Annotated in this window: 18 protein-coding genes and 1 tRNA gene; 8 read left to right on the top strand and 11 right to left on the bottom strand. The window is 60.4% G+C overall.

From position 1 onward, the window contains the following. The first annotated feature begins 119 nt into the window (after window positions 1–119). The gene (locus ACORLH_RS19680) at window positions 120–1,025 is read left to right on the top strand and encodes a LysR family transcriptional regulator (protein WP_058242432.1); all 906 of its coding nucleotides are present in this window, start codon (window positions 120–122) and stop codon (window positions 1,023–1,025) included. Between the two features lie 94 nt (window positions 1,026–1,119). On the opposite strand, the gene ACORLH_RS19675 is transcribed toward ACORLH_RS19680, so the two are convergent. Further along, window positions 1,120–1,431, bottom strand: a complete 312-nt coding sequence (locus ACORLH_RS19675; RefSeq protein WP_321830010.1) for a cupin — start codon at window positions 1,429–1,431, stop codon at window positions 1,120–1,122. Window positions 1,432–1,537: 106 nt separating this feature from the next. Here ACORLH_RS19675 and ACORLH_RS19670 point away from each other — a divergent pair, with 106 nt between their 5' ends. Continuing rightward, entirely contained in the window at window positions 1,538–1,951 is a 414-nt protein-coding gene (locus ACORLH_RS19670) for an Lrp/AsnC family transcriptional regulator (protein ID WP_321830009.1), read from the top strand. Between the two features lie 36 nt (window positions 1,952–1,987). Here the strand turns inward: ACORLH_RS19670 and ACORLH_RS19665 are convergent, their stop codons facing one another. Continuing rightward, window positions 1,988–2,551, bottom strand: a complete 564-nt coding sequence (locus tag ACORLH_RS19665; protein ID WP_321830008.1) for an alpha/beta family hydrolase — start codon at window positions 2,549–2,551, stop codon at window positions 1,988–1,990. 280 nt (window positions 2,552–2,831) lie between these two features. Here ACORLH_RS19665 and ACORLH_RS19660 point away from each other — a divergent pair, with 280 nt between their 5' ends. Continuing rightward, the gene (locus tag ACORLH_RS19660; RefSeq protein ID WP_321830007.1) at window positions 2,832–3,968 is read left to right on the top strand and encodes an acyl-CoA dehydrogenase family protein; all 1,137 of its coding nucleotides are present in this window, start codon (window positions 2,832–2,834) and stop codon (window positions 3,966–3,968) included. 88 nt (window positions 3,969–4,056) lie between these two features. On the opposite strand, the gene ACORLH_RS19655 is transcribed toward ACORLH_RS19660, so the two are convergent. Next, a complete protein-coding gene (locus ACORLH_RS19655; protein ID WP_321830006.1) occupies window positions 4,057–4,602 on the bottom strand; it encodes a winged helix-turn-helix transcriptional regulator in 546 nt (181 codons plus the stop codon). Window positions 4,603–4,641: 39 nt separating this feature from the next. Here ACORLH_RS19655 and ACORLH_RS19650 point away from each other — a divergent pair, with 39 nt between their 5' ends. The 3 genes from ACORLH_RS19650 to ACORLH_RS19640 all read left to right on the top strand — a co-directional run bounded on the left by ACORLH_RS19650 (window position 4,642) and on the right by ACORLH_RS19640 (window position 6,109). Further along, entirely contained in the window at window positions 4,642–5,022 is a 381-nt protein-coding gene (locus ACORLH_RS19650; protein WP_321830005.1) for a VOC family protein, read from the top strand. Window positions 5,023–5,202: 180 nt separating this feature from the next. Next, window positions 5,203–5,526 carry a hypothetical protein gene (locus tag ACORLH_RS19645; RefSeq protein ID WP_321830004.1) on the top strand — a complete coding sequence of 108 codons (324 nt, stop codon included), beginning with the start codon at window positions 5,203–5,205 and terminating at the stop codon, window positions 5,524–5,526. 31 nt (window positions 5,527–5,557) lie between these two features. After that, window positions 5,558–6,109 (top strand): hypothetical protein, encoded by a 552-nt coding sequence (locus ACORLH_RS19640; RefSeq protein WP_321830003.1) that lies wholly within the window; start codon window positions 5,558–5,560, stop codon window positions 6,107–6,109. Window positions 6,110–6,188: 79 nt separating this feature from the next. Here ACORLH_RS19640 and ureG read toward each other — a convergent pair whose 3' ends face one another. The 3 genes from ureG to ACORLH_RS19625 are packed head-to-tail and all read right to left on the bottom strand — an operon-like array spanning window position 6,189 to window position 7,940. Next, window positions 6,189–6,803 carry an urease accessory protein UreG gene (gene ureG / locus ACORLH_RS19635; RefSeq protein WP_321830002.1) on the bottom strand — a complete coding sequence of 205 codons (615 nt, stop codon included), beginning with the start codon at window positions 6,801–6,803 and terminating at the stop codon, window positions 6,189–6,191. Beyond that, window positions 6,800–7,444, bottom strand: a complete 645-nt coding sequence (locus ACORLH_RS19630; RefSeq protein WP_321830001.1) for an urease accessory protein UreF — start codon at window positions 7,442–7,444, stop codon at window positions 6,800–6,802. Before ACORLH_RS19630 ends, ureG begins: the two co-directional genes overlap by 4 nt. Then, window positions 7,434–7,940: an urease accessory protein UreE gene (locus ACORLH_RS19625; protein WP_321830000.1), complete on the bottom strand. Its 507-nt coding sequence runs from the start codon at window positions 7,938–7,940 to the stop codon at window positions 7,434–7,436. The genes ACORLH_RS19630 and ACORLH_RS19625 overlap by 11 nt, the downstream gene beginning before the upstream one ends. Window positions 7,941–8,092: 152 nt before the next feature. Between ACORLH_RS19625 and ACORLH_RS19620 the strand changes: the two genes are divergently transcribed. Further along, window positions 8,093–8,416 (top strand): hypothetical protein, encoded by a 324-nt coding sequence (locus tag ACORLH_RS19620; RefSeq protein WP_058242444.1) that lies wholly within the window; start codon window positions 8,093–8,095, stop codon window positions 8,414–8,416. 21 nt (window positions 8,417–8,437) lie between these two features. On the opposite strand, the gene ureC is transcribed toward ACORLH_RS19620, so the two are convergent. The 5 genes from ureC to ACORLH_RS19595 all read right to left on the bottom strand — a co-directional run bounded on the left by ureC (window position 8,438) and on the right by ACORLH_RS19595 (window position 12,091). Then, window positions 8,438–10,147, bottom strand: a complete 1,710-nt coding sequence (gene ureC / locus ACORLH_RS19615; protein ID WP_321829999.1) for an urease subunit alpha — start codon at window positions 10,145–10,147, stop codon at window positions 8,438–8,440. Window positions 10,148–10,165: 18 nt separating this feature from the next. After that, the gene (locus tag ACORLH_RS19610; protein WP_321829998.1) at window positions 10,166–10,570 is read right to left on the bottom strand and encodes a lysozyme inhibitor LprI family protein; all 405 of its coding nucleotides are present in this window, start codon (window positions 10,568–10,570) and stop codon (window positions 10,166–10,168) included. 85 nt (window positions 10,571–10,655) lie between these two features. Beyond that, window positions 10,656–10,964 carry an urease subunit beta gene (locus tag ACORLH_RS19605; RefSeq protein ID WP_058242446.1) on the bottom strand — a complete coding sequence of 103 codons (309 nt, stop codon included), beginning with the start codon at window positions 10,962–10,964 and terminating at the stop codon, window positions 10,656–10,658. A gap of 43 nt (window positions 10,965–11,007) precedes the next feature. Beyond that, a complete protein-coding gene (locus tag ACORLH_RS19600) occupies window positions 11,008–11,310 on the bottom strand; it encodes an urease subunit gamma (protein WP_058242447.1) in 303 nt (100 codons plus the stop codon). Window positions 11,311–11,323: 13 nt separating this feature from the next. Further along, the gene (locus tag ACORLH_RS19595; protein WP_321829995.1) at window positions 11,324–12,091 is read right to left on the bottom strand and encodes an urease accessory protein UreD; all 768 of its coding nucleotides are present in this window, start codon (window positions 12,089–12,091) and stop codon (window positions 11,324–11,326) included. Window positions 12,092–12,504: 413 nt separating this feature from the next. On the opposite strand from ACORLH_RS19595, the gene ACORLH_RS19590 reads away from it, so the two are divergent. Further along, a tRNA-Met gene (locus ACORLH_RS19590) sits at window positions 12,505–12,581 on the top strand. Window positions 12,582–12,650 lie beyond the last annotated feature (69 nt).

The following is a 12,650-nucleotide window of genomic DNA, read 5'->3' as shown; positions in this document are numbered from 1 at the left end:
CAGAGCCTCTGATGTTCCGCATTATGGGCCACACAAAGCCCTGCGCGCGCCCTGATCTTGCCCAATTTGAAGCGGATATCTGTTTCTGATTTAGAAACGATCATGCAGAGGACGCGCCAATGGACCGCCTGACCGAAATGGAAGCTTTTGCCACCGTCGTGGATCAGGGCGGATTCACGGATGCAGCCCGCAAGATGGGGATTTCCAAATCCGCTGTGTCCAAACATGTGTCCAGCCTCGAGCATCGTCTCGGCGCGCGGCTGCTCAATCGCACCACCCGGCGGGTGTCACCGACCGAAATCGGTTTGGCCTATTATGATCGGGCGCGCCGGGTGCTGAATGACGCGGGCGAAGCGGATGCTTTGGTGACCTCGATGCAATCGGCGCCCTCGGGCTTGTTGCGGATTTCGGTCGCGACGGATTTTGGGGTGAACCACCTGAGCCCGATCTTGGGGGAATTTCTGTCAGACTTCCCTGAGATCAACGTCAACATGGTGCTGAACAACCGCTACGTGGAGCTGATCTCCGAAGGGTTTGATATGGCCATCCGCATTGGTGAGCTGGAAGACAGCACATTGCGGGCCCGCAAGCTGACGGAAACCACCAAACGCATGATCGCGGCGCCGGCCTATTTTGAAAAACATGGCCGCCCCAAGAAGATCGACGATCTGAACGAACACAAGCTGCTGCATTATTCCAACCAGTCCAGTGGCAATGTCTGGAAACTGACCGCCCCCTCTGGTGAGAAGCGCCAGGTGCGCACCGCTGGTGGCTTGAGCGTGAATGACGGCCAATCGCTGTTGAATGCAGCTGTGGCGGGTCTGGGCATCGCCTATCTGCCCAGCTACCTCTACGCCGATGCGCTGAAGGCGGGTCTGGTCGAAGATGTGATCCCTGAACTGCCCATGGAAACCCAAGGCATCTACGCGGTTTACCCGCCGGGCCGGTTCACCCAGCCCAAGGTGCGCGCCTTCATCGATTTCCTGGTGCATGAATTTGCCGATAAAGGCCCGATCGACTGGTAAGATCGCACCTGCAACAGTTACCTCCCCCCGGCCTCCCAATCAGCGCATCTGGCCGAAGTGGTTTACCCGCTTCGGCACATTTTTTGGCGGCTCATTAGACGCTGTCGACCTTTTCGATGACCAGGACATGGGCAGGGCCGTTGGGGTGGGCGACATGTTCGTCGCCAGTTTCGGCGTGAAAAACCTCACCCTTTGTGAGGGGCAGCACCGTTTCCACACCCGCCTCGCGCACATGCATATCGACGTGACCGTCGAGGACGACAAAGACCTCAGGCCCATCGTTCACGTGCCACTTGTAAGGTGTGTCGGTCCAATGCAAGCGCACCGTCGCGCCCTCAATTTGTTCAATGTCCAGCGCGGCCCAGGCTCGTTTCGGGCTGAAGTCAGTTGGCACAATTTTCCGCATTCTTTACGCTCCTGTCTCTGAGAGGATCAGGCTATCTAGCGGCATGCGGTGGCTCCAGTTGCGGAGCGTCGCCATTGACCTGCGGATCGACGGAAAGGCGAGCGGAATGGATCTGGATCACACAAACCTGCGCATCCTGTCCCTATTGGAAAAGGACGCGCGCCTGCCCACGGCCGAGATTGCGCGGCAGGTGCATCTGTCCCGCCCCGCCGTGCAGGAACGGATCGCGCGGATGGAGGGCGCGGGCGTCATCGCGGGTTACCGCGTTCAGATCGGGCAGGCAGGCGGTGTGCGCGCTATGGTGTTTGTGCGGATCGCTGAGCGGCCCTGCGACCCGGCATTGCAGTTCTTGGCGGCGCAGACAGGTGTGGTTGAGGTGGCCTCACTCTCCGGTGAGTTGGACGCGGTGGTGCGGGTGAACCTGCCGACGGTGGCGGCCTTGGCGGACCTGAATGAGGTGATTGGCAGCTCTGACCTGATTGCTGAGGCGCGGTCGCAGGTGATCCTGCGGGTGTTGTGACAGATTTGCGGCGCCTGCTGGCCCAAGCTGCAAACGCTAACCGTGCGGCCGCAGGGGCATCCAATTGGCAAGGGCCTGCATTGCAGCCTGGGTCAAATCCTCTTCGCTGAAGAGATCGCTGGCGGCAAAGGCGTGATCGGCCCCTTCGATGACAGCGACGCGCACCTGGACTGCTTCTCTTAGCGGGGCAAGGGTTTCGGGCAGACAGCTGGGATCCAGATCGCCCATCAGCACCAGCGACCGGCCGGGGTGAGCGATGATCTGATCCCCAAGCGTACTGTTTTGCAGGCCGGGGGTGACCCAGATGGCCCGCGCCTGGTCAAAGTTGCCACTGTCCAATGCCGCGGCCATGGCCATTGCGCCCAGCGATTTGCCGACCAGAAACATCTCATCAAAATCGCCAAGCCTCTGAACCAGATCCCCGATCGATTTACCGTCCCGGTAGATCTGATCCAGCTGATTCATTTTGGGCGCATTCATGAAGTCGGGATCATCGGCATAGTCAAAGTCGCATTGCAGCAGCCCCATGCCCTGCTGGCGAAATTCCTGTGCCAGCGCCTGAAACAGCGGTTTGTCGCAATGGTAAAGCAACCCGGGCATAATCACGGCAAGGCGATTTCTGTCACCGGGTTGGTAGCGCCATTTTACATGCGGTGTCAGCTGGTTACGCGCGGGTGAAGCGATCGCTTGGCGCGCGTCACCCCCGTGCGAATTGGCGGAAGACAAGTCAGACAATGGACTTTCCATAAATGTGGCATCAAAAGAATGCCTATAGAAAAGCACCGATGCAAAACTTCTGCAAGGATTTGCGTCGATATCCGCACTGATAAGTTGTTTTTCCACCCAAGACCAATGCCCAAGACCGATGAAGGAGCCCCCCATGAGTGTGATCAGCGAAGACCAGCAGATGATTCAAGATATGGCGCGCAGCTTTGCCCGCGATGTGCTGGCCCCCGGCGCGGCGGCGCGGGATAAATCCAAGCAGATCGAGCCTGAGATCCTGACCCAGATGGGCGAATTGGGCTTCCTTGGGATGACGGTTCCCGAAGAGCTGGGCGGCGTGGGCGCAGATTACGTGTCATATGCGCTGGCTTTGATGGAGGTGGCCGCCGGTGACGGCGCGATCTCCACTGTGATGTCGGTGCACAACGCGCCCTTCAATGCCATCCTTCAGCGCTACGGCTCACCTGAGCAGCAGCAAAACGTGCTGCGCCCGGCCTGTGAAGGCGCCTTCATCGGGGCCTTTGCCCTGACCGAACCGCATGCGGGCTCTGACGCGTCGGCCATTCGCAGCCGCGCCCGCCGCGATGGTGATGACTATGTGATCAATGGCGAAAAGGCCTTCATCACTTCGGGGGAGATCGGCGAATGGGTTGTTGTCTTTGCCCGTATGGAAGGGTCTGAGGGCAAGAAAGGCATCACCGCGTTTCTGGTGGAAACCAGTAACCCCGGCTATCACGTCACCTCGGTTGAGGAGAAGCTGGGCCAACGCTGTTCCGACACCTGCGCGCTGCGGTTTGAGGAGATGCGGGTGCCCGCCAACATGCGCATCGGTGAAGAGGGTGAGGGCTATAAGATCGCCCTGTCCAGCCTGGAAACCGGCCGCATCGGGATCGCGGCGCAGTCCGCGGGCATGGCACAGGCCGCGCTGGAGGCGGCAGTGGACTACGCCAAAGATCGCCAAAGCTTTGGTCAGCCGCTGATCCAGCATCAGGCGGTGGGTTTCCGCTTGGCGGATGCGCGCACCCAGCTGGAGGCCGCGCGGCAGCTGGTGCTGAATGCCGCCCGAATGAAAGATGCGGGCATCCCTTGCCTGCCCGAGGCGGCGATGGCGAAACTCTTTGCCTCCGAAGCGGCGGAGAAGATCATTTCCGACGCGATCCAGACCTTTGGTGGCTACGGCTATATGCAGGATTTCCCGGTGGAACGGATCTATCGCGACGCCCGTGTTTGCCAGATCTATGAGGGCACCAGCGATATTCAGAAGCTGATCATCACGCGGTCGCTGATGGGCTAGGTGACGTGGGCCTGTAGAACATAAGTTGAAACTCGCGAAAGGGCGCCGGACTGATGCGCCCCTTTGCCGTCTAGGGAAACGGTGGCCGCTATTGAACGAAAGTGACAGCCGAGGCCGTCACATCGCTGAGCAGACCGCCTGTGCTCACCGCCGAATATCGCGACCGGGGCGGGCGGGTCCGATCATCGACCTGCCGGCTGACCCAATGTCTGGCCTCCATCGTTTTCAACGACTGTGACAATGCACGATCCGTGATCGGCGACAGGTCGCGCTTGATCTCAATGAAGTGCCGCGGGGTTTGCAGGGACGCCAAAACCGGCAACGTCCACGACCGGCGCAGCAAATCCCGATCCGTTTCATCCGCAATGCGGTGAATGTCACCTGCCAGCTTGGCGGCTGATTTTCCTAAGGGGGTCAGCCGAAACTCCGGCCGCAGCGGGTGACCATAGCCGGGGTTACGCTCCATCAACCCCAGCGTGATCAGGTGGTCCATGCTTTGCGCAAAGGCAGTTCGGCCAGCGCCAGTTGCGGCCAGCAACGGGGCCTGCCGGCCCGCAATGCCCGCATCCAGCTGCGCCAGAATGGGCAAGGCCCAGGCTCTTGAGGTGATGTTGACAAACAGCCTAATGTCCATAAAGTATAGTTAATATAAAATGATTCCAAAGGAAAGCTTATGTCGCTCATTTCTGTAGATAAAACAATTACCATCGCCCTATCGGTCAAAGACCGCCACGCCAGCGCAACTTGGTATCAGGAGATGTTGGGCTTTGAACTTCTCTACCACGCGGATGAGGCAGGCTGGTCCGAGGTGCAGACAAACACCGCCGGTGTGACCATCGGTATGGGGGAGCACACCAAGCCCGCGCCGGGCAATTGTGTGCCGGTTTTCGGCATCGCAGACCTGGACACCGCGCGGCAGAAGCTGGAACAGGCGAAAGTCAAGTTTGACGGCGACACCGACGTTGTCGAAGGTATGGTCAAAACCGCGACGTTTTACGATCCAGACGGCAACGCGCTGATGCTGGCCGAAGACCTGACCGGCGCGGCCGAATAACCCGCCGACCAACCTCGATACATGGTCTCACCCGGTAATGGCCCCCGCCATTGCCGGGTTTTTCTATGGTGACGTATCTTTGCTATTGAAGAGGTCAGTTTTGCGCACAAGAAATAGCATTTTTTGTTGCGAAATCATCTAAAAGTTGTTCATCTGTGCGCAGTTAGATGAGGTGATCCCGTGAATTTCAAAAACAACTTTTTCATATGTGCCGTGGCAGCGCTATTGGCTGTTCCGGGCGGCGCAATCGCGGCGCCATCTGCAAAGCAAGTTTGTAAAAAGATGATTGCGGACGGACGTGGCGGAGGAATGAGCCAAAAGGATTGTCTCTGCACCTATCGCGTTGCCGATGCTGTGCTCGACGAGGACATCAAATCCTTGCTTTTTGACTCGTGGTACAATGGCACCAACAATATGCAAACGATGGAACTTTTGCCAAATCCAAGACGTGTGAACAAACAACTTAAAACCATGCAGCGATCCCTGAAAACGAATTGCGGGTGATCGATCTCAAAAGCGATCTGAGTGAGGCAAAATGAAGTTAACCCATCTGTTTCTTGTTTTCTTTTCGGTACTGCTGGCGGCCTGTGATGCACCGGTCGATCAGAAAATGGTCAGTACTGTTCCGGCGTCCGCACAGCAATTTTCCGAAGCCCAAAAAGCTGCGGCCGTGTGTGGTCGTCATGCCCCCAATTGGGTTGCTGCTTCGCAGTCGTTGAAGTCGATTGGCTATCATGAGACCGAAGATCCCCGTTTGGCTTCGATCCAGAAGTCACAGCGCGCTGTCATTCTTGAAAAAACTGGGACCGATGTTGTCGTGCTTCTGGGGGCAAGTGGCGGTGAAGGTGCCTGTATCGTTGGCCTCGAGGGGATGACCCCGCAGCAAAGTCTCGAACTTGCCAAACCTTGGGTGAAGACCTTCGGCGTTCGCACAAATGCTGAGCGTGGTCAGGGACTTGCGAAAAACGCTGTGGAGGCTTGGGGAACGATCGAGGAAAACCGCGTCGTGTATATCGCTGCGTTCAAAACATGGGACGTTTTGGATGCGCCGGGGGCCGCAGCGCGCCTTTTGTATATTCAACGGTGATAGATCAACGTCTGATCTAACGCTCGCCGCCAGGGGTGAGCGTTAAACTGAGCGCCTCTTGCAAATGAGCGAAGCGGACCTACCCCAGCCCGCCGATCTCTTTGATTTTGGCGACGATCTCGTCCACGCCTTGGCCGTGGCGCAGGGCGGCGAAGATGAAGGGGCGGCCGGCGCGCATGCGGGTGGCGTCGCGTTCCATCACCTCAAGTGATGCGCCGACATGTGGGGCGAGGTCGGTTTTGTTGATGATCAGCAGGTCTGATTTGGTGATCGCCGGCCCGCCCTTGCGCGGGATTTCTTCGCCGGCGGCTACATCAATGACATAGAGCGTCAGATCCGCCAGTTCCGGGCTGAAGGTGGCCGAGAGGTTGTCACCGCCGCTTTCGATCAGCACCACCTCAAGGTCAGGGTGGCGTTGCTGCATTTCGTCCACCGCGGCCAGGTTGATCGAGGCGTCTTCGCGGATCGCCGTATGTGGGCAACCGCCGGTTTCCACGCCGATGATCCGGTCCTGCGCCAGCACCTGTAGTCGCATCAGGGCTTCGGCATCCTCCTGCGTGTAGATGTCATTGGTGATCGCCCCGATGGAGTATTTCGCCCCCAAGGCTTTGCAGAGGTTGGCGGTCAGGGTCGTTTTGCCAGCGCCCACCGGGCCGCCGATCCCGACGCGCAGGGGTCCGTTCAATTTACTCATGTGCGAAACAGCCTTGTGTATTGGGTTTCATGTTTCATCGATGCGATTTCGGCCAGGACGCAGGCGCCGCCCAGATCGTCTGTGGTGAGGGGCAGCGCCGCAGCGACAACCGCTTCGCAGATCGGGGCCAGCTGATGCAGCACCTGATTGCCCTCGGTCTGGCCCAGCGGCACCAGACGCATCGCGGCCGCGCAGAGGTTTGAGGCAAAGGCGTGCAGATACATCACAGCGGTCTGATCCAGTGGAATGCCTTGAATAGCCGCGGCATGGCCAAGCGCCACGGGGTAGGTCAATGCCGGTGGCATGTCCCCCCAGATCGCTGCGGTCACCTTGCAGAAGGCTGCGCCCTGCGCCTGGGTTTCCAAGAGCCGCTCCTTGCTGGCGGCAAAGGCGCAGGCCAGTGCGTCGACCTCCGCCAAAGCCTCTGGCGGTGACCGGTAAGCCGCGGCTATCAGGATGGCATCATTGCGCCCCGTGCCCTGTTCCAGAATATCGCGCAGCCATTCGGCAAAGCTGGCGGCATCGGTAACCTGACCCGCCTCCACCGCCCATTCCAACCCGTGACTGTAGCTGAACGCCCCCACCGGATATGCCGGTGACAGCCATTGCGTCAGGGTTAGCAGTTTGGGATCAGTGAGCATGGTCGTGCCCGTGTGGCTGGTCCGGCGCGTGAGAATGGGCGCTGTGGCCGTGTTCATGCGCATGGGTGCGACCGTGACCATAGGCGCCACCCTCTGGGGTGAAGGGCTCCTCAACCTCGCTCACCTTAGCGTCCAGATGGGCCAGCATGGTGCGGATCACCGGGTCCTGCTGGATCAACAGCCGCTCCACCTCAATCTGACAGGGGGTGTGGCGGTTGCCGATATGCCAAGCCAGACGTGGCAGGGCCTCACCTGTGACCTGCAGTAGGGGTTCCGGCGCGGCGCGCACGCCGATCAGGGTGCCATCCTCACACTGCAGCGCGCCATCATGATCCAGTGAGGTGACCTGGGCCAGATCCACCAACACCGTTTCGCCTGAATCCGTCACCAACAGTTTGCGCCGCAAAAACCGCGCCTCATAGGTGAGGGTCAGCGTGTCGGAAACCGGGCCATCCGGCTGGGAGATATAGGTCTGAGCAAGCTTGCGTTGTGTCATTTTTGCCGATCCATGCGATTCTTTTGGGAGTCTTCGTTCAACTCATGAGGGTTGGCGCGGCCCTTGCAGAAAATTCCCTGAGCGGCCGGGTGTTTGAACACTCTCAAACCGGGGCCGCGACGGTGGAAACAAGGGTAATTGGGGTACTTAAGATGATGCACAAAATTGGACTGGCAGATGAACTGGCGGAAATCCGGGCAGAGATTGCCCGCCTGAAAGACCGCGAAGCCGCCTTGGAAGCGGCGGTACACGCCAGCGAAGGCACGGTGCCAGACGGACGGACCAGCCGGGTGGCGGTTGTGACCCGTCGCCAGACAGATTTTGACCCGGCGCTGCTGCCGCGCGAAGTGCGCGACAATCCCCGTTACTGGCGTGAACAGATCAACGTTCGGGTGGAATGCACCCCGATTGAGGGCCGTGGCACCCGCCCCGGCTGGCCAATCCACCGTCTGTTTGCCGATCCGCTGCAGCATTGATCCGAATACCCCCGCGCTGCCTCAGAACATGAAGTAGCGCTGCGCCATGGGCAGGCTTTCGGCCGGTTCGCAGGTCAGCAATTCACCATCGGCGCGCACCTCATAGGTTTCCGGGTTCACCTCCACATGCGGGGTCGCATGGTTCAGCTTCAGATCGCTTTTGCCGATGTTGCGGGTGTTCTCAACCGCCACCACCTGTTTCGCCAGCCCCAGCGTGTCGCCGATCCCCTCGGCCGCTGCGGCGGCTGAGACAAAGGTGACAGCCGCGTTTTCCACCGCGCGGCCATAGGCGCCAAACATCGGGCGCGAATAGACCGGTTGCGGCGTCGGGATGGAGGCATTGGGATCGCCCATCTGGGCGCAGACGATTGAGCCACCGATCAGCACCATTTCAGGCTTCACCCCAAAGAAGGCCGGATCCCACAGCACCAGATCCGCGCGTTTGCCTGCCTCGATAGACCCGATCTCATGGCTGATCCCATGGGCGATGGCGGGGTTGATGGTGTATTTGGCGATGTAACGGCGGACCCGGAAGTTGTCATTGTCACCGGTTTCCTCAGCCAGGCGGCCGCGCTGTTTCTTCATCTTGTCGGCGGTTTGCCAGGTTCGGATCAGCACCTCACCGACACGCCCCATCGCCTGACTGTCAGATGCGATGATTGAAAACGCCCCCATGTCGTGCAGGATATCCTCCGCAGCGATGGTTTCACGCCGGATCCGGCTTTCGGCAAAGGCCACATCCTCGGGGATCGATTTGTCGAGGTGGTGACAGACCATCAACATGTCCAGATGTTCATCCACCGTGTTCACGGTGAAAGGCCGTGTGGGATTGGTGGAGGAGGGCAGCACATGTTCTTCACCACAGATCTTGATGATATCGGGCGCATGGCCGCCACCGGCCCCTTCGGTGTGGAAGGCATGGATGGTGCGGCCTTTCATCGCCTTCACGGTGTGTTCGACAAACCCCGATTCATTCAGCGTGTCGGTGTGGATCATCACCTGAACATCCATCGCGTCGGCCACCGACAGGCAGCAGTCGATCGCCGCCGGGGTGGTGCCCCAGTCCTCATGCAGCTTCAGCGCACAGGCGCCGCCTTTGACCTGCTCCTCCAATGCGGCGGGCAGGGAGGCATTGCCTTTCCCCGCAAAGGCCAGATTCATCGGGAAGGCATCAGCCGATTGCAGCATCCGCCCAATATGCCAGGGCCCCGGCGTGCAGGTGGTGGCCAGCGTGCCATGGGCAGGGCCAGTGCCGCCGCCCAGCATGGTGGTCAGGCCGGAATGCAGCGCATCCTCAATCTGCTGTGGGCAGATGTAATGGATATGGCTGTCAAAACCGCCCGCTGTCAGGATTTTGCCTTCGCCCGCGATCACCTCAGTACCGGGGCCGACGATCACGTCTACACCGGGCTGAGTGTCGGGGTTGCCGGCCTTACCGATCTGGTGAATGCGGCCTGATTTCAGGCCCACGTCCGCCTTATAGATCCCGGTCCAGTCCACAACCAAGGCGTTGGTGATCACCGTGTCCACCGCCCCTTCGGCGCGGGTGGCCTGCGACTGGCCCATGCCGTCACGGATCACTTTGCCGCCGCCGAATTTCACCTCTTCGCCGTAGCTGGTGAAGTCTTTCTCCACCTCAATGATCAGATCCGTGTCTGCCAGCCGCAGCCGGTCGCCGGTGGTGGGGCCAAACATCGCGGCATAATCCGCGCGGGAAATCGTGGCAGGCATGGGCCTCTCCTGTTGTCGCTAGAAGCGCAGCGTCTGCGCTAAGTCTTTTAAGTCTTCGGTTCGTTTTTCTGTCAGATCGGCCAGGCAGCTGGTCACCAGCACCGGTTCCATCGTGCCGCCGCGGAAGGGGAACCCTGCCAAGGCACAATCTGCGTCTCGCAGTTTGATCCAGGCACGCTGGGCCTCGCGCAGATGATATTCGGCCCCATTACCTGGCACCTCACTGTGCAGCCGGTCGGCCTCACGCGCGGCCACACGGGCATCGCGGTAGGCGGTGTTGAGCCGGCTGTCAGCGCGCGCCAGGGCTTCGGCGGTGCAGACCCGCATCTCAGCGGTGGTCATCGCATCCTCACAGTTGGCCGCCCAGGATGGGCTCGGCAGCATGAAGGTAAGGCAAAGGGCGCTTAGGGGCGAACGGATCATCGGGGACTCCTTCGGGAAAAATCGGGTTTGGAAATGCCCTCACTGCGCCGCATCCCACGGCGCGGGTCAAGCCATTCCCACCCGATCAGTCCAACGCCCCCATAATCTGCTGGTTGAAGCCATAGACCTGGCGTGCGCCAGACAGCGGCACCAGCGAAACCTCACGCCTCTGTCCCGGTTCAAACCGCACGGCTGTGCCGGCGGCAATGTCCAGCCGCAGCCCGCGCGCGGCGGCGCGGTCAAACTCCAGGCCCGGGTTGGCCTCGGCAAAGTGATAATGGCTGCCCACCTGCACCGGACGGTCGCCGGTATTTGCCACCATCAAGGTGACAACAGGCTGGCCGGCGTTCAACTCCAGCACGCCCTCAGCCGGGAAAACTTCTCCTGGGATCATGTCGGGGCCTCCTCTTTCAATGTTCCAAAAATACTCACTGTGCTCAGCGGATCGGCGCGTGCACGGTCACCAGTTTGGTGCCATCGGGGAAGGTTGCCTCAACCTGCACCTCGTGGATCATCTCGGCGATGCCCTCCATACAGTCGTCGCGGCTGATCACCTCGGCCCCGGCCTGCATCAGATCCGCGACCGAGCGCCCATCGCGGGCGCCTTCCACCACGGCTTCGGTGATCAGGGCGATGGCTTCGGGATGATTGAGCTTCACGCCCCGGGCCAGACGTTTGCGGGCCACTTCTGCCGCCATGGCGATCAGCAGCTTGTCTTTTTCTCTGGGTGTCAGTTGCATCGGGTTACTCTCGTTAAATCATCCAGGTGCGTGGCAGGGCCGCGCCATTCATTAGGGTCAGGGCCGGGATCAGAACGCGCCGCAAATCAAAGCCGTCGGCGGCAACGGCGCGCAGGAACAGCAGACCCGGCCGCAGCAGGCTGACACCGGCAGTGTCGGGCAGCATCGCCCGCAGTTTCGGCAACAGGGCCTCACATTCGGCTTCTGTGCTGGCCAGCAGGGCCGAGGCCATCGCGCCAGCACCGCCGCCGAGGGCCGCGCGCTGCATTTGCTGATGCAGATCCCCGTCAAACCGCAGGGCATCGGCGAAGATCAGTGTACCGTCACGGTGTACCGTCAGGTGATCGCGCAGGGTGATCTGGGTGATCACCTCGCCCATGGCGGCGCGTCCGAACACCAGGGGTTCGACCAGCAGCAACCGGGCATCTCTGGCCATGTCGATGGTCAGTCGCCGATTGAGGGCACCATGATCAAACAGGATCGTTTCCTGCGGCAGCCAATCCAGACGGGCCCCCGCCGCGATCTGCAGCTGGGTGTCGACGCTGCCAACCTCCCCGGGGTGGGCGCGGTAAACCCGTTCTGCGGCCTGTGTGGTCAGCCGCAGATGGGCGGCTTCCCCGACCGAGACGTTCAGCTTCAGCTGGTCGCCCCCGGTGATCCCGCCCGCCGTGTTCAGGGTGACCGCGGTCATCGCGTCTTCCTGCACCTGGGGGAACAGCAGCTTCATACATCCCGAGGTTTTCAGACCGGCAATCGCCGTTTTCGGCGCACGGTATTTCACGGCAAGCTCCGCCTGCCCACGGGCGCGGGGTTGCTGCGCCGTATCGGCAGGGGTGGCACCCTGTGTTGCGATATGTGTGGCCAGTGTGATGGCGCTGCCTCTTGCGTGCTGAGTTTAATTCGGACGGCATCAGGCGCTTGGCCGGGCACGGGAACAAGAGGCGCTGCCTGAATTTTGGGCACAGCGCGGGGGCTGCTTGGTCGTTGCTGTTTTTTTGGGCGCTATGGCGCGGAATTGACCAATTGGCGGGCGATTGCGGGATGGGTTTTCGGGATCCCCGTCAGGCGCGTGTCAAACACAGCAGCCGGAGCGTTGCGGAGCGAACAAAATGAGGGCCTGCGAAAATTCTGCTGCATTTTGTCATTTTCGCCCTTGACCCCCCGCGCCCTTCGCCGTAATTCCACGCTCACTTCGGCGGAGTAGCTCAGTTGGTTAGAGCAGCGGAATCATAATCCGCGTGTCGGGGGTTCAAGTCCCTCCTCCGCTACCATTCCCCTCACATCGGAAAAAAATCTGCCCGCACCCCGCGGAAATATGCGGTTTTTTGGCATCACGGGTT

This window comes from Thalassovita sp. (genome assembly GCF_963691685.1).
Classification (GTDB): domain Bacteria; phylum Pseudomonadota; class Alphaproteobacteria; order Rhodobacterales; family Rhodobacteraceae; genus Thalassobius.
The sequence above is the reverse complement of the archived record's forward strand: the minus strand, read 5'-3'. Positions and strand labels throughout refer to the sequence as shown.